The organism is uncultured Prevotella sp. (assembly GCF_946407605.1).
In the GTDB taxonomy this organism is placed as follows: domain Bacteria; phylum Bacteroidota; class Bacteroidia; order Bacteroidales; family Bacteroidaceae; genus Prevotella.
This window is the reverse complement of record NZ_CAMJOS010000001.1, coordinates 87,008-104,277: the sequence shown is the minus strand read 5'-3', so window position 1 is coordinate 104,277 and position 17,270 is coordinate 87,008. Positions and strand designations below refer to the sequence as shown.

7 protein-coding genes are annotated in these 17,270 nt (G+C 49.6%); 6 read left to right on the top strand and 1 reads right to left on the bottom strand.

What is annotated here, in order from left to right; all coding sequences use genetic code 11:
• Positions 1-2: 2 nt before the first annotated feature.
• Positions 3-2,138 (bottom strand): cation:proton antiporter, encoded by a 2,136-nt coding sequence (locus Q0R57_RS00435; RefSeq protein ID WP_294742756.1) that lies wholly within the window; start codon positions 2,136-2,138, stop codon positions 3-5.
• Between the two features lie 123 nt (positions 2,139-2,261).
• On the opposite strand from Q0R57_RS00435, the gene Q0R57_RS00430 reads away from it, so the two are divergent.
• From Q0R57_RS00430 to Q0R57_RS00405, 6 genes are all read left to right on the top strand, one after another.
• The gene (locus Q0R57_RS00430) at positions 2,262-3,284 is read left to right on the top strand and encodes an aspartate-semialdehyde dehydrogenase (protein WP_294742755.1); all 1,023 of its coding nucleotides are present in this window, start codon (positions 2,262-2,264) and stop codon (positions 3,282-3,284) included.
• A gap of 214 nt (positions 3,285-3,498) precedes the next feature.
• Positions 3,499-6,831, top strand: a complete 3,333-nt coding sequence (locus Q0R57_RS00425) for a hypothetical protein (RefSeq protein WP_294742752.1) — start codon at positions 3,499-3,501, stop codon at positions 6,829-6,831.
• A 230-nt stretch (positions 6,832-7,061) separates the two neighbouring features.
• Positions 7,062-9,947 carry a fasciclin domain-containing protein gene (locus Q0R57_RS00420; protein ID WP_294742749.1) on the top strand — a complete coding sequence of 962 codons (2,886 nt, stop codon included), beginning with the start codon at positions 7,062-7,064 and terminating at the stop codon, positions 9,945-9,947.
• Between the two features lie 74 nt (positions 9,948-10,021).
• Positions 10,022-13,369, top strand: coding sequence for a SusC/RagA family TonB-linked outer membrane protein (locus Q0R57_RS00415; protein WP_294742747.1), 3,348 nt, complete (start codon positions 10,022-10,024; stop codon positions 13,367-13,369).
• A gap of 34 nt (positions 13,370-13,403) precedes the next feature.
• A complete protein-coding gene (locus Q0R57_RS00410; protein ID WP_294742743.1) occupies positions 13,404-15,170 on the top strand; it encodes a RagB/SusD family nutrient uptake outer membrane protein in 1,767 nt (588 codons plus the stop codon).
• Positions 15,171-15,207: 37 nt separating this feature from the next.
• The gene (locus Q0R57_RS00405) at positions 15,208-17,253 is read left to right on the top strand and encodes a fasciclin domain-containing protein (protein ID WP_294742741.1); all 2,046 of its coding nucleotides are present in this window, start codon (positions 15,208-15,210) and stop codon (positions 17,251-17,253) included.
• Positions 17,254-17,270 lie beyond the last annotated feature (17 nt).

Here is a 17,270-nt window from a genome sequence, read left to right as displayed (position 1 = left end):
GGTTAGTGGGCGTTGTGTGACTTCTGAAACCAGTGGAGTAGGGTGTCGTAGATACTGCTCTCCTCGTGGTGCTGGGCTTCGGTGAAGCTCATCTTCTCTTCCTTCGTATTACCATACTGGTCAGGGAAGATAATCATCAGGTTAGTACCCGAGAAATACTTGGTGAGTTCATCGGGCAGACGGTCGAGGGCTGTCTTATAGCTGATGGTGCCTTTACGGGCAGTAACGACTACCAGGAGATTATCATTGGCAATATGGCTGGCCAGATTGGGCAGCTCGTTCCAATGCGACATCTGTGTGTATTCTGCCCTTACGTTGGGGTGCTGGTTGTTGATGTATTGCTTGATAAGCTTTAGCGAGTCCTCGCGACCATGAAACTGCACGCGACAGTCCAGCTGACCTGCAAAACGACAGAGACGCTCCAGCCAGCGATTGAAGCCAGGCTCGAACTCAGCCCTGCTGGGCACGGCCACCTGAATGCGGCGCAGGGTGCTGAGGGGCTGTGTGAATCGCATCAGTAGAATCTGACGGTTCAGGCCGTTGTAGAGGCTCTGGATGAACTCTCCCCAGAACTTCTTGGTCACCTCGGTGTGAACGTGCATACCCATCACAATCTCAGAGCAGCCACTCTCACGGAAAGCATGCTTGATGCCGTTGGCAATGTTGGTGGCCAGTCGTACTTGCGTCTGCATCTGAATATCCGAGGCGCTGGCCTGACGTTGCAGCAGTTCCAGCAGTTGTATGCCCTGTTCACGGTCCTTGGCGCTGTTCTCTCCATCGTAAACCACGTTGAGTGCTACGAGTTCGCGTTTCAGCTTCTGGTTCTTGGTCAGCTGTGCCAGCTCCAGCAGCTGCGGGGCAATCTCAGGATACTTTACGCAGACCATGATCTTCTCGTCGTCCTGCTGAGGCTTTTTCATGTCGGGCAGTGCCCTTTCGTTGAACACGATTTCCTGAGAAGCATGTTCTGTCATCAGGGTTGAGATGACGCAGGTGACAAGAATCATGATAACCACACCATTGAGCATATTATCGTCAGCCAGTGTCGTCCCGTCATCCATGAGCAGTCTTCTACCAACCATCACCATAGCAATGGCGCCAGCGGCATGTGCCGAGGTGAGTCCGAACATCATGTGACCCTCTGCTTTCGTCAGCCTGAACAGTAAGGCTGAGACATAAGCAGCCAGCGCCTTTCCGAAGGTGCCGAAGAAAGCGATGAGCAGTACGATACCCCAAATCTCTGCTCCACCAGTCAGCGACCGCAGGTTGATGAGCATTCCCACGCCAATCAGGAAGTAGGGAATGAAGATGGCATTACCAATGAACTCAGTGCGGTTCATCAAGGGCGACACGTGCGGTATATACCTATTTAATATAAGTCCGGAGAAGAACGCACCAAAGATGCCCTCCAGCCCGATAAAGGCTGACAGCGCAGCACTAAGGAACATGACGGCGATGACGAAGATATACTGCATCACGGAGTCACTATAGCGTCGCAGGAAATAACGTGTCAGACGGGGTATCAGTAAGATGCTGCCAGCACAGAATGCTGCGAACTTCACAACGAAAAGTAGCCAGAACAGCCATCCGCTGTCCTCGCTGAACGTTCCTACCAGTCCTGCCAGCATCACCAGCGCCATAAACAAGGAGAGCATGGACGATCCTACACTGAGCATCACGCTCGAGTTCTGTTGCAGACCATAGCGTCCAATGATAGGGTAGGCCACCAGCGTGTTCGAGGCCATGATACATCCCAGCAGGAACGAGGCTTTTGCCGAGTATCCCAGTATGCTGATGGACATTACATAGGTGAGGATAAGCGGTACCAGACAGGTGAGCAGCCCGAAGATAACCAGGCGTTTCGAGTTCTTCTTGATACTCTCCAAGTCCATCTCCAGACCAGCCAGAAACATGATGTAGTAAAGACCCACCTGTCCGAACACCTCAAACGAGATGTCACGTTGCAGCAGGTTAAAGCCGTGCTCGCCAATGAGTACACCAGCCAGCACCATGCCGATGATATGCGGAATACGCAGCTTACTCATCACAATAGGTGCGAAGAGAATGATGAGCAGCACCACGAAGAAAATCAGCGTGGGGTCCTTTATCAGCGGCTCTATGATGTCTGGTGTTTGCATTTTGTTTGCAAAGATACTCATTTTTCTGCAAATCCTTGGTTAAAAACCAAATTTTTCTGCCAAAATGATAGATTATTGGCGGAAAAGTTGTAATTTTGCACGCAAAAATTAAATAAACAGGATATGAAAGTAGCTATTGTAGGCGCGAGCGGCGCCGTTGGTCAGGAGTTCCTGAGACTGCTCGACGAGAGAAATTTCCCTATGGACGAACTGGTTTTGTTTGGTTCTGAGCGTTCTGCCGGCACCAAATACACCTTCCGTGGCAAGGAACTCACCGTCAAGCTTTTGCAGCATAATGATGACTTCAAGGATATCGATATTGCCTTCACCTCTGCTGGTGCTGGCACCTCGAAGGAGTTTGCCGAGACCATTACCAAGTATGGTGCCGTGATGATTGACAACAGCTCAGCCTTCCGTATGGACGACGATGTGCCCTTGGTGGTGCCTGAGTGCAATGCTGAGGATGCCCTGAAGCGCCCTCGTGGCATTATTGCCAACCCCAATTGCACCACTATTATGATGGTGGTTGTACTGCAGCCGCTGGAGAATATCTCGCACATCAAGCGCATCCACGTCTCTTCTTATCAGAGTGCCTCTGGTGCTGGTGCCGCTGCTATGGCCGAGTTGCAGCAGCAGTATAAGGAGATGGTAGAGACTGGCGAGGTGAAGACGGTGAAAAAATTCCCGCATCAGCTGGCCTACAACGTCATTCCCCAGATTGACGTCTTCCAGCCCAACGGTTATACCAAGGAGGAGATGAAGATGTACAACGAGACGCGTAAGATTATGCATACCGATGCCAAGTGTTCGGCTATGTGTGTGCGTGTCAGCTCGTTACGCTCTCACTCTGAGTCTGTTTGGATTGAGACTGAGAAGCCTATCAGCGTTGAGGAGGCCCAGAAAGCTATCGCTGCAGCTCCTGGCTGTACGCTGGTCGATGACCCTGCAAACCTCGTCTATCCCATGCCTCTGGAGACTGCTGGCAAGGATGATGTGTTCGTGGGACGCGTTCGCAAGGATATCTCTGACGAGAATGGTCTCACTTTCTGGCTCTCTGGCGACCAGATTCGCAAGGGTGCGGCCCTCAATGCCGTGCAGATTGGCGAATATCTGGTGCAGAAGAAAGATTTGCCCTGCTTCGCATAATATCACGGAGTTCGCAAAAAAATACGACACGAATTACATCTTTATATTCATTCTGATAGGGTCTTTGCTTCAAAGGCCCTATCTTTTTGCCCTATAAAGCCCTTTTCTTAATTTTTTTAGAAGAAAGTGCGGTAGTTTAAAAGATTTTTTGTATTTTTGCACCTGCAAATTAATATTAATTTATTTTTACTATTCTAACTAACTTTTACTACAAATGAAAAAACTATCACTTTTCATTGTGAGTGCGATGATGTCGATATCATCGTATGCACAAGAGGATGTTACCCATTACATCCAAAATGCCAGCTTTGATGCTGACTTGACTTGGCAGGCCGATGGCTCCAAGAAGGAGATCGTCGACCAGTCTAAAGTGCTGAGTGACCGTAGTTTAGCAGGTGTTGCTGCTGACGGTTCGCTCTATGCTATTGTGAATCCTACGACCCCTAAGAGCCGTCAAGACGGTCGTACCTTCGATGCTACCAACGGTTTCGTTGGTCAGATTCAGGGATGGGAGTGGGTCAATCTTGACAATCCTGATAAACCCAATCCACGCATTGAGAGTAAGGCTTGCGAATGGGTTTATTTCGGTGTTCTTCCCTATGAGCTTGGTGCTACTGCAGTACCTATTGCCGACGATGGCACTGGCTATCTGAGCGTTCCAGCCAAGCCTTCTGCTTTCGAAGGTGGCGACGGTGCCCTTTACCTCCGTGCCGGATGGGGTAACTCGTTTGCCTACAAGCAGGTGGTGAATCTGCCTTGCGCCAAGTATCGTCTTGAGTACTGGACCATCAACGTCAACAATGGCACCTCGGCTACTGCTACCGACCTGTCTCAGATCGTTTGCCGTAAGGAGGTCTTCAAGGAAGAAGGTGGTGCAGCGCTGACAGCCAAGGAATGGACCAAGCACGAGTTTGAGTTTACTCCCACCGCAGAGTTTACTATCCAGTTTGGATTCCAGGCTGCTAATTCCAGCTCGAACAATACCCCTTGGGTGTTTATCGATGGTATCAAGCTTTATAAGATAGGTGAGGCCAACCGCGAGGAGCTGCTGAAGTCAGACCTTGACGACCTGGCTGTTGAGTGTCAGGACCTGGCCAATACTGCCGCTGGTGCCCGTTTTGACGGTCTGGCAGCCTATATAACAGACTATATCTTCGAGATTGAAGACGCTATGGGAGGTGATGCCGACGAGATGGAGGCTGCGCTGAGGGCAGCCAACGCCCGTGTGGCAGAGTTCCGTCAGGCCATTGCCGAGATGTCAACCGTCAATGCCATGCTGAACAAGATGGATAACCTGCTCAAGACCACTAACTATGCCGGTAAGACCGCGTTTGAGGCAGCCTACCAGAAGATTCTGGGCTACAAGCAGAATCAGCCTGGCGAGGGCGTTGACGTGGTGGCTCAGATTCTGGGTGCCGTAGAAGAGGCTACAGCAGCTATCAAGGCTTACTACCTGTCGCAGGTGGCTACCATTGATAATCCTGCTGACTATACCATCTTCATCCAGCATCCCTGGTTCATCAATACCGATGCAGAACCTCTGTGGCAGGATAATACATGGGTATTCCCCAAGAGGTATGACGAGGAGACTAGCGAGGACCGCTATATTGATGGTAGCGCCTCAAGTCCTGACCTGAACAGCGATGGCTGGGTGAACAACAGTACTGCTGGCGGTGGCGACAACCGTCTGAACTGGAAGGCAGAGCGTAGCTGCTGGAATGCTTGGAACAACAACTTCACAGGTATCGAGTCTGTGGGACAGACCATCACCGACCTGCCTAATGGTTACTATACAGTGGCTGCCGACCTGATTACACAGTCTGGCTGCCTGAACGACCAGCATGTCTATGCACAGACCACCGCAGGCAAGAAGATTTCTACGCAGACACTCTCTTTTGAAGGTATGGATACCAACGAGTGGGAGACCATCAGCATGACTGCCGAGGACAAGGTATTGGTGGTTGACGGCAAGCTGACCATCGGTGCCGAAGGTACTGGTACTGGCAGCGGTGCTACAGGTTGGTTCTGCGCTACCAATTTCAAGCTCTACTATCTGGGCGAGGCTACCGAAGCTGATATGCTCCAGGCGCTGGAGGCTACCTATAATACCATTGGTACTGAGGCTGTCCAGCTGGCAGAGACCATGCACTTCGCTGCTGACAAGAAGGCGCTGAACGATACCCTCGCAGCTTATTTCAACAAGGCCGAGAAGGACGTACAGGGTTATGTGAATGCCATCAATGTGATGACCGAAGCTCTGAACGTGGCCAAGACCAGTGAGGCAAAGTACTATGACTACCTGCCTACACAGGAGACCATCGACGAGAATCCTGACCTGCTGAGCAGCAAGACCCTGCTTTGGGTGAAGGAGCTTATCGAGGGTAGGGAAGTGGAAGACCATGAGCCCTTCGGTGTTTCAATGCCTATCGCCCGTTTTGCTTATAACTATGTGATGATGTGGATTGCCAGCGACGAGGCTACCTATACCAAGATGGATGCTACCGTAGAGCTGCTGAAGAACTACGTGAACACCTATGCTCCTGTCTATCGTGAGGCCGACGAGGTGGCTAGCGCTGCCCAGCCCACTGGTAAGAAGGTGCTCACCGACCTGATGGCAGAACAGATGGCTTCACTCACGGCCGAGATGCAGCCCAAGAGCGTTGTCGATACCTATGTCAGCGACCTGAAGAAGGCGATGATTGGCGTGGAGAAGCAGAATATCTGGGACGATACCAATGCCGACGACTATACCGTTTATATCACCAATCCTAATGCTGAGGCCCTCGACGGATGGGACATCGTGCTGGGTAATGGCGATGGCAATGGCGAGAAGAGCGGACAGTGGTATGACGGTACTGGCACACGCTATTTCGACTCTTATCACTCTGAGGATATCAACGACGAGACTACTGGCGAGACCACACATATCGGTCTCATTGGCTTCAAGGCCTCGCAGCTGGTGAAAGACCTGCCCAACGGAACCTATAAGGTGGGTGTCTATACCCGTACGCCTGCTGAGGGTGCTTACATCTTCGCTGGTGTGACCGACACCATCTTCGTAGAGATTCCTCTGGACTACTACATCGACGAGAGCACTGGCGAGCCCGCTATTGCCAGCGATAAGTACGGTCCTATCTGGGAAGAGGCAAGGGATGCTGTGGATCAGGGTGTTGCTACCGACCTGCAGTATGACATCTACAATGCCAACAGCTCACAGGGACGCGGCTGGAAGCATCAGGAGATTACCGACCTGGTGGTGACCAACCACGAGCTGTTCATTGGTACCATGTGCGGCACCGAGGCAAGCAAGACGGAGAAGGTCTTCGCAGGCAACTGGTATTCTGTGGGCGGATGGACGCTGACACTCATCACCAAGGGTGACAACACAGGATGGGAAGGTCCGTTGACAGGTATCGAGACCATCATGAACGACAATACCGTTGCTGACGGTATCTATACTGTTGCCGGTGTGAAGACGGGCAAGCTGCAGCGCGGTTTGAATATCGTTGTTCGCAATGGCAAGGCTATGAAGATTATGATGAAATGATCGTATAACTATAGGCCCTGTGCTTTCAACAGAGAGCACAGGGCTTTCATACAAAACAACAAACTTAATGGCGGTCCGATAGGATAGCCCAACAAAGATGAAAACAAAGAAAGCACACCTTATTAATATACACGCACGCGTGAGAGATGTGCTTCACAATATATAAAAGAGGGATTAAATTTTAAAAACAATTAATAACTTAAAAATGTATGAATAACCGCTTTAGTGTTTTGGCAAGGAAGATATGCATTGCGTTTTCCGCTGCCATGATTTGTGGGGGATTCACGGCATGTAAGGATGACTACGACCTGGACGATGAGGGTAACTACCCCTCATGGCTTGGAGGTAGCATCTACGAAGCCCTGAAGAATCCAGAATCCCTACAGAAGTCGGACGGTCTTGTTCTGACGGGTTCTTTCAACAATTACCTCAGGTTGATTGATGATTTGGGCTACGCAGAAACAATGTCCAGAACGGGTTCTAAGACTGTGTTCGTGGCTAATGATGAGGCCTTCGAACGCTTTTATGCTAACAACCAGTGGGGTGTCAAGTCCTATGACGACCTGACAGTCTCCATGAAGAAGCAGCTGCTTTATGCATCGATGCTCGACAATGCCCTGTTGGTTGAGATGTTGTCAAACATTTCAGGTACTTCCGACGAACCTATCGTTCCAGGTATGGCCATGAAACATCTGACCAGTTCCACGGTCCTTGACACCATCACCTATCTGAAAGATCAGTCTGAGATGCCTCTCAACAACGACTATTGGAAAAAATATTATAATCGCGGTATTCATCTGGTCATGGATAATACCCGTCCAATGATGGTGCACTTCACAGAAGAGCAGATGACCACAAATGGTATCACCACACGTGGCGCAGACAGCGACTTCGAAGTCATCACAGGTACCAAATACGACCCGACCGAGCATTCTGCCTATGTCTTCCGCAATAAGATTATCAGTGCTGATATTACCTGTAAGAACGGTTATATCCACCAGATGGAAGACGTGCTGGTGCCACCGGGCAACATGGCTCAGGTGCTTCGCAATAGCAGCGAGAGCTCGCTCTTCAGTCGTATGCTCGACCGCTTTGCAGCTCCCTATTATGATGCAGGTACCACCCGCAACTATAATGACTATGCCCAGGCCAACAATCTGCCACAGATTGACAGTATCTTCCAGATGCGATACCTGAGCGGCTATTCTCAGGGTGCATCGCTGATGAAAGATCCCAATAATGTGACTGTTGACAATGGCTTGTCATACGACCCGGGATGGAACAACTACGACAATGGTACGGGCGAAGACAGTTATAGCGACATCGCTTGTATGTTTGCTCCTACCGACTCTGCCTTGGCTGAGTTCTTCATCAATGGCGAGGGTAAGTTCCTGATGGAGGAGTTTGGCGTCAAGGAAGGTGGCGTGGTCAAGAACGATAAAGAACATCTGGCCGAGAATATCGACTCTATCCCCTTGCTGAACGTACAGCAGCTGGTAGACAACCTCATGAAGCGTTCTTTCGTGGGCAACGTGCCTTCGAAGTTCGGCAATGTGATGGATGAGGCTAACGACCCCATGGGTATCTCGCTGAATGTGCTCGACCGTAAGGATAATAAGTATAATGTGAAGATTGCCAACAATGGTGTCATCTACATGCTGAACAAGATGTTTGCTCCTCCTTCGCTGGTGGCTGTGTCGGCTCCTGTTACGCTGAAGAGCAACATGCGCATTATGAGGGTGGCTGTCAACGATGGTAAGAAGACCACACCGTTGGGACTCAACCTGAACTACTATGCTTATCTGTTGGCTATGAGTGCTAACTACGGCTTCTTTATCCCTACCGACGATGCTTTCGAGCGTTATTATATTGATCCTTCGTCATTGTCAGATGATGAGCCTCGTGCCCTGAAGTTCTACTATCAGGACAAGACACCTTTCGTATATTGCTCAGCATGGAAATGCCTGAAGAATGCTGAAGGACAGTGGGAGATTGGCGACTCTGTCGGTCGTGTGACTTCTTCTGCCTTCACATCACAGTTCAAGGATATCCTGAACTATCACACCATCGTCCTTGGCGATGGCGAGGTGATGGGAGCCAATGGCAACAAGTTCTATAAGACCAAGCATGGTGGCGCAGTACTGTTTGAGAATGGTGTGGTGAAGAGTGGCGCTCAGATTGAAGGAAGCGTTCCTGTGTCAACCATCACACAGGTCTATCCCCAGAAAAACGGTAGTGCCTATGCCATTGACCATATCATCCAGGCTCCTCAGCGCTCTGTGTTGGCTGTGCTCGAAGAGGATAGCGCCACTACAGCACGCTTCTCTGAGTTCCTGACGCTGTGTAGCGATTTGGATATGGATGAGCTGATGATGTTTGCCAGCGACCGTCTGGCAGAAAAGAACGATGTGACAAAGAAGTTCCGTTATGAGGCCTATCATCCCTTTGCCAATAAGAATGGTCTGACCGATAACGTGAACTACTTCAACTCATATAACTATACGGTATATGCGCCTGACAACGACGCTATGCAGAAGGCTTATGCCCTGGGTCTGCCCAAGTGGAGCGATATCAAGGCCATCTACGATCCTATCAAGGATCAGTTCGAGACAGAGAAGGCCGCTAAGAACATCAGTCCTGAGATTCAGGCTGCTCGCGACAAGGCTCTGGCAATGGTTGAGGCCATCAACGACTTTATCCGTTATCACTTCCAGGACAACTCTGTCTATTCTGACAATGTCATTGACGCAGGTGTCTATTCTACCGCTTGTACCGATACCCTGGGTATCCGTCAGCGCCTGACAGTAGGCGGTGGTGGTGGTCAGATGACTGTTACCGACAACTCTGGTCAGGTTATTACTATTGATGCCAGCAGTACATCAAAGTATGTGAACATTATGGCTCGCGACTACGAATTGAATAAGAAGTCGCATGTCATCAACAATTCTTCGTTTGCCGTAGTACATCAGATCAGTACTCCGCTGAATTCTCATGCTGATGGTGCTCGTTACGACGCTTTGTGGAATGGTGCTAACTCCAGAGCGCGTCTTGGTGCCTACCGTAAGCAGTTCGAGAGTCGTTTCTTTGACCGTTATGATGTGACTTTGAAATATTAGAAAAAGGAAGAATTAAAAACTGAAAGATTATGAGACTACGAAATATTTTAATACTTGCATTTTTTAATATTTTCATGTTCGCTATCAGCGCACATGCACAGCAGCTTCGTATCTCGGGTACTGTGAACGATGCTATGGGTCCCATCATGATGTGTAACGTGGTGGAAATCGATAATAACAACCGTATCGTGTCTAACGCACAGACCGATTTCAACGGTAACTTCTCGATGACCGTAAAGAATGCAAAGAACAAACTGAGAATATCGTATGTGGGTTACAAGACGCAGACACTCGCCATTGGCACACGTACGAAGTTTAATGTAACCCTGCAGGATGCAACGCAGATCAAGGAGGTAACCATTACTGCCAAGCGTAAGTTCAACCAGGGTGGTCTGGCCATCCCTGAGAAGGAGGTCTCTGTGGCCGCACAGACATTTAACATGAGCGAGGTGGAAGGTCTTGCCTTTACCTCTGCCGATGAGGCCCTGCAAGGTCAGATTGCCGGTCTGGATATTATCTCTAACTCTGGTAACCTGGGTGCCGGTACTACCATGCGTCTGCGTGGTGTCACCTCTATCAATGGTAACTCTAACCCGCTGATTGTGGTCGATGATAACATCTTCGATAATCCTGACGAGAACTTCGACTTCCAGAATGCTAACGAGGAGACCTATGCCTCACTGCTTTCTGTGAACCCCTCTGATATCGAGGATATCCAAGTACTGAAGGACGCTGCTGCTACGGCAATCTGGGGTTCTCGCGGTGCTAACGGTGTTATCTCTATCCGCACAAAACGTGGTGCACGTGGTGCTGTGCGAGTAGACTACTCTCTCCGTGTGCAGGCCAGCTGGCAGCCTAAGGGTTATAACCTGCTGAATGGTGATGACTACACCATGATGCTCAAGGAGATGTACTATAACCCCCAGCAGAGCTCTTCTGCCACAACGAATATCAACGAGATTAACTACAACCGCTCGTGGGCAGAGTTCGAGAACTGGAACAACAATACCGACTGGGTTGATGAGGTCACACAGACATCATGGAGCCAGTATCACTATGTAACCATCTCTGGTGGTGGTGAGAAGGCTAACTTCCGTGTGTCTGCTGGTTATGACCATCAGAATGGTACTATCATCAAGCAGACGCTGGACCGTTTCACCACGAAACTGGCGTTGGACTATTTCGTGAGTGACCGTATCAAGTTCAGTACCACCTTCCCGCTCACCTATACGGCTAACAACCGTAACTATGATGATAACATCCTGGGACGTGCCCAGAAGATTGCGCCAAACATGAGCGTATATCGTCAGAATGCCGATGGCAGCAATACGGATGAATACTATGCCATGCTGCCTTTAGGTGCTAACAACGATATCGGTTCTTATGTTGCTGGTACATCATCATTGCAGTTGAGCAAGATTCGTGACCTGGGTAACCCTGTTGCCATTGCTAACCTGGCTTGGCGTAAGGAGAAGACCTATCGTATCTCGCCTGAGTTCAAGCTCGACTATGACCTGCTGAGCAAGGACGACCAGCATACCCGTCTGAAGTACACGGGTCTGGTCTACCTGGATATCTTCTCTAAGAGCGAGCCAAAGTTCTGGCCAGGCTCTCTGGAGACCAAGGGTCATACTGATGGTAAGTACAACCGTAATGAGGTTTACGACTATAACTCTCAGGCAGTGACCACACGTCACACCCTGACCTTCACCCCGCATTTCAAGAACGAGGACTTCTATGCTACTATGCTGGGACGTTGGGAAATGACCATTGGTAATGATAACAACCAGACGGTTGTCAACAGAAACACACCTAATGGCATCACCTCTCCCACTGTCGATGTCAACATCGAGAGCATGAGCTCTGGTAACGGTCAGTGGCGCTCTATGTCAATGATCTACACAGGACACCTTTCTTATAAGGAGAGATATGTGGTTGACTTCTCTCTACGTGCCGATGGTACCACGAAGTTCGGTGACGACAAGAAATGGGGTTGGTTCCCTGGTCTCTCTGGCCGATGGAACATCAGCGATGAGCCATTCATGAAATGGTCAAAGAGCTGGCTCAGCATGTTGTCATTCCGTCCCTCATGGGGTATCGTGGGTCGTCCCCCTGGATCAGAGTATCTGCAGTATGCCAAGTATAAGACCGATGGCGTCTATGGTGGTATGAACAATACCCATAGCGTCACCTATCTGGAAGGCTTGCAGCTCAACACCCTGAAGTGGGAGCGTACCACACAGTATAATATTGGTGGTAACTTCGGATTCCTGGATGACCGTATCACTGGTGACTTCAACTACTATTTCAAGCGCACCAAGGACCTGCTCATGGGTGGCGTGCGTATCCCCTCTACCTCTGGTTTCTCAAGCCTCACATGGGCTAATGTGGGCGAGATGACCAACAAGGGTTGGGAGTTGAACGTCCAGGCTAATAAGTTCATCAAGATTGGCAAGTTCTCTGTAACGGCTAATTTCAACATCTCTCAGAACTTCAACGAGATCGTGGAGATGGACGAGAGCGTGCTCGAGAGCATCAACTCTGAGTGGAACTTCGACAGCCGTGGTCAGTATATGAACCGTATCCAGAAGGGTAATCCTCTGGGTTCTATCTATGGTCTGCGTTATAAGGGCGTTTACCAGTACACCTATGAGTATCTCACCAACATGAAGACCAGCAATGGCTGGACGGATGCAGAGTTCCGTGATTATATCAATAATGACTTCCTGGCATCTGGTAAGACGGCTCCTATCGCCATCGACAAGGATGGTAAGGTGATGATGGACGCCAAGGGTAATCCTATCCGTCAGGTCTATAACTTCAGCGAAGGAACATCTACATACAGCTTCCAGGGTGGTGATGCTATCTACGAGGATATCAACCACGATGGTCAGATCAACTCGCTCGACGTAGTCTATCTTGGTAACTCTAACCCTCATCTCAATGGTGGTTTCGGATTCAACTTCCAGTATGACAACTGGACACTGAAGACCAGCTTCAACTACCGTGAGGGATGTAAGGTGGTCAACAGCGCCAAGATGGGTCTGGAGCAGATGTTCGATGCCTACAACCAGAGCTCTGCTGTGAACTGGCGCTGGCGTAAGAACGGTGATGTCACCGAGATTCCACGTGCCATGTTCAACACGGGTTACAACTTCCTGGGTAGCGACCGCTATGTGGAAGATGCATCGTTTGTCCGTATGAGCTATGTCCAGCTGTCCTACAACTTCAAGCAGAAGACGCTGAAGGCACTTGGCTTGCGCAGGTTGAATATGAGTCTCTCCGGCCAGAACCTGCTGTGCTGGAGCAAGTATAGCGGCACCGACCCCGAGCACTCTCCTGGTTCATGGGGTATTGCCTACGATAATTCACAGACACCACGAAGCAAGTCAGTGACTCTGAATATCCAAGTGGGATTCTAACACCTTGAACGTTGAACATAGAATATACAACATTATGATTACAAATAATATAAAGAAATATCTTGCTGCTGGCTTCGTTTGCTGCGGTCTCTCCGTAGCTCTCTCCAGTTGCACCGACTTTCTTACCATATATCCCACCGACCGTATCGTAGGTGAGAATTTCTGGAAGAACAAGTCTGATGTCGACCAGATGGTGGATGGCTGCTATCTGAGTATGATCAATAGCGAGATCCAGACCCGTGCCATCATCTGGGGAGCCTACCGCTCTGATGAGCTGGTGAAGCTGTCATCCTATAACAACACGACGCTGGATAATATCAATGCGCTGAACATCCTCCCCACAATGGGCTACTGCTCTTGGGAGCATTTCTACAAGGTCATCAACAACTGTAATATCGTATTGAACCATGCACCAGAGGTCATGGAGCTTGACCCTGAGTTTACCGAGGGCGACTATCAGGTGGTACGTGCACAGATGCTGGCCCTGCGCTCACTCTGTTATTTCTATCTGGTCAGAGCCTTCCGCGATGTGCCTTACATCACGCACTCTGTAGAAGACGACAGTCAGGTGGAGTACCTGCCGCAGAGCGCTCCTGGCGAGGTGCTGCAGTACTGTCTTGACGACCTGCAGGAGGCACGTAAGTATATCATGAAGTCTGGCGGCTATGGCGAGAACGACTGGCGTAACTGGGGTTATATCACCCTCGATGCTGTCGATGCTATCATGGCCGACATCTATCTGTGGCGCGCCTCTATGACCCACAGCAACGAAGACTACCAGAAGGTGGTGGAGTGTGTGGATAAGGTCATTGACTCCAAGGACGCTTATTATAAGCTGAACAACACCGACAAGATTGGTACGGGCGAAGAAGACCGTTATCATCTGCTCACAGGATTGACGGCCTTGCTGCAGCTGTTCCATCCCGACTATCAGAACTCTCGCGAGAGCATCCTGGAGTGGCAGTATAATGGTGTGAACAACTCTAACAGCGCGCTGGAGTCTCACTATTACAAGATGAACAAGGATGCTACCGATGGCACATTGATGGCATCAAAGATCTTTAACTCTATCGAGGCAACAGCTAATAAGGCCCAGGGACAGAAGGTGTACTTCTCAGAGAATGACTATCGCTTCTGGAACAATGTCTATAAGGTGGATGTCAACAATACCGAGGCTGAGCAGCTGCCTATCCGAAAGATGGTCTATGCAGAGAGCTCTCCTACTGTCACCACAGCAAGCATGAACAAGAGTAGCTCAAGATCTTTTGATAACTACCAGCAGAACTGGATTGTATATCGTATCACAGACCTGATGCTGATGAAGGCAGAAGCCCTGGTGGCCATGGCCACAGATGCTGATGCTGCCAAGCTGACACAGGCATTCAACCTGGTGCAGGTGGTCAACAAGCGCTCTATGGTGAAGAATGCCAAGGACTCTCTGAATGTAACTGATTATCCTACCAAGGACGATATGGAACTGCTGGTCTTGGCAGAACGTGAACGTGAGCTCTGCTTCGAGGGCAAGCGCTGGTTCGACCTGTTGCGCTATTGCTATCGTGGCATGGAAGGCGTTGATATCTTCGAGACCCTGAACAGTCAGGCTACTGCTCCTAAGCTGCGCAAGCAGATGACGGAGTTCATCACCCGCAAGTATAAGGCTGGTGAGGGCGATGCTGTTACCTATAAGATGGACATCGAGCCCTATCTCTATTGGCCTGTCTTAGAGAGTGAGATGAAGGTGAACAACCTGCTGAAGCAAAATCCCGTGTGGATTCAGGAGAAATCTACTTCAAAGAACTAAGAGATTAAAAAATTAAAGAATTAGAAAGGTTACAATTATGAAACGATTGAGTATTTTTATATTTTTATTCCTTAATATTTTAATCTTCAATTCCTGTAAGGAGGATATTGATGAGTCAAACCTCTATACCTTTACGGGTGAGACCATCGAGGATTATTTGGAGAATCGTAGTGAGCAGTATAGCAACTTCAATTATATTCTGAAGCGTATTGGCTACGATAAGATCCTGGCTGCCTATGGCACATATACCTGTTTTGCACCCAGCAACGAGGCAGTGCAGACCTATGTTGACAGCCTCTATGCTGACATGAGCAATAAGGAGCTGCCGCATAACGGTATGACAGGACCTGGACTGGAAGGCCTGACAGACTCTCTCTGTGAGGATATCGCCCTGTTCCACCTCTTGGGAACGGAAGTGATGAGTGTCTATATGGGTAATGGTATGACCATCAAGACCATCCTTGGTCGTGAGATCACCACATCATTCGACTCTATCGCAAAGTGTGTGGCCATCAACCGTGATGCCATGATTCTGAAAGACGGTATCGACAAGGACCTGGAGAATGGTGTGCTCCATGAGATCGACCATGTAATCACCCGCTCTAACCAGTTGATTGCTGGTGAGATGGAAGCTCACAGTGACATCTACACCGTATTCTCTAATGCGCTGAAGGCTACTGGTCTGGCCGACTCGCTCACAGAGACGAGTCATGACTTCGGCACCATCGAGAAGTCTTATGGCTTCTATGTGCCTGAGAAGTGTGAGATGGGTTATACCATCTTTGCCGAGACGGATGATGTATTGGCAGAGATGGGCATCACTGATGTCGAAACGATGGCTGCCTACGCCAAACAGGAGTATGAGAACTGTGCGGAGTGGTACGACTATGTACGCAACAACAATATTCAGATCAGCACAGGCACAGACTATAAGAACCCGTGGAACGTGCTGAGCATGTTTGTGCGCTATCACATCCTGAGCTATAAGATTCCTTATGACAAGCTGACCAATGATCATAACCAGATCTCGAAGGTCACCCTGGTAGAGTATTACGAGACCATGCTGCCCTATACGCTGGTTAAGATTACCCGTAACAGTGGTAAGCTGATGATGAACCGCTGGGAGGCTAACTCCTCACTGACTAATCAGGTGGCTGAGCTGGGCACAAAGGATATGCACACGGTGCTGTTCCCCGGCATCGAGCTGGTAGGACAGAAGGCACAGATTGCTCCTTCTAATGGTTATATCCATCCCATCAAGGGCATGCTCACCTATAACAAGAATGTGCCTCGTGGTGCGCTGAACGAGCGCTTGCGCTTCGATGACACTGTTCTGTTTGGTGAGATGATGTCCAACTCTTTCCGTCGTATCTCTGATAAAGAGGTGAAGGCGTTGAATGGTGGTAAGGAAGGTAACTGGTCCGCTGCGCAGCTGTCAGGTAACTATATCTGTCTGGCTTCTGGCTTCCTGCAGAACATGAAGATCTATAACAACTCTACCGTGATGCTGTACCTGCCCGGACAGAGCAGTGGCTGGAGTAACTATCAGGGTGACGAGCTGATGGGTGAAGGTAACTATGACTTCGCTATGCGTCTCCCGCCAGTACCCGATGGTACTTATGAGCTGCGCATGGGTTATACCGCAGAGGCTAAGCGTGGTATGGTGCAGATCTACATGGGCTCTTCTTCCGACCTGAACACCATGAAGGCCTTGGATATCCCCTTGGATATGCGTATCATCCCCGCCAACAATGCTAACCTGACACCAGACGTCTATACAGGCTGGTGCGACTGGTCTAAGCTCGATGACAAGGGCGTGGAGAGCGATGCTAACATGCGTAACCTGGGTTATATGCGTGGTCCTCTCTATTATACCGTAGGTGTTAACTCTGGTAACTATGCCCGCAACAATCCTAAGGACCTGCGTCGCATCATCTACAAGGGTAAGCTGGAGCAGGGCGACCATTGGCTGCGCTTCAAGAGCGTGCTCGACGATAACAGTGCTCAGTTCCATCTGGACTATATTGAGTTCTGCCCTGAGAATGTCTACAATAGTACGACTTACGTTGAGGATATGTACTAATTGATAACTGATAACTG

What these genes read in the sequence shown, in the direction of transcription:
- Q0R57_RS00430 (WP_294742755.1), top strand. Translation starts at nt 2,262, where the DNA reads ATGAAAGTAGCTATTGTAGGCGCGAGCGGCGCCGTTGGTCAGGAGTTC.
- Q0R57_RS00435 (WP_294742756.1), bottom strand. Translation starts at nt 2,138, where the DNA reads ATGCAAACACCAGACATCATAGAGCCGCTGATAAAGGACCCCACGCTG.
- Q0R57_RS00415 (WP_294742747.1), top strand. Translation starts at nt 10,022, where the DNA reads ATGTTCGCTATCAGCGCACATGCACAGCAGCTTCGTATCTCGGGTACT.
- Q0R57_RS00405 (WP_294742741.1), top strand. Translation starts at nt 15,208, where the DNA reads ATGAAACGATTGAGTATTTTTATATTTTTATTCCTTAATATTTTAATC.
- Q0R57_RS00410 (WP_294742743.1), top strand. Translation starts at nt 13,404, where the DNA reads ATGATTACAAATAATATAAAGAAATATCTTGCTGCTGGCTTCGTTTGC.
- Q0R57_RS00425 (WP_294742752.1), top strand. Translation starts at nt 3,499, where the DNA reads ATGAAAAAACTATCACTTTTCATTGTGAGTGCGATGATGTCGATATCA.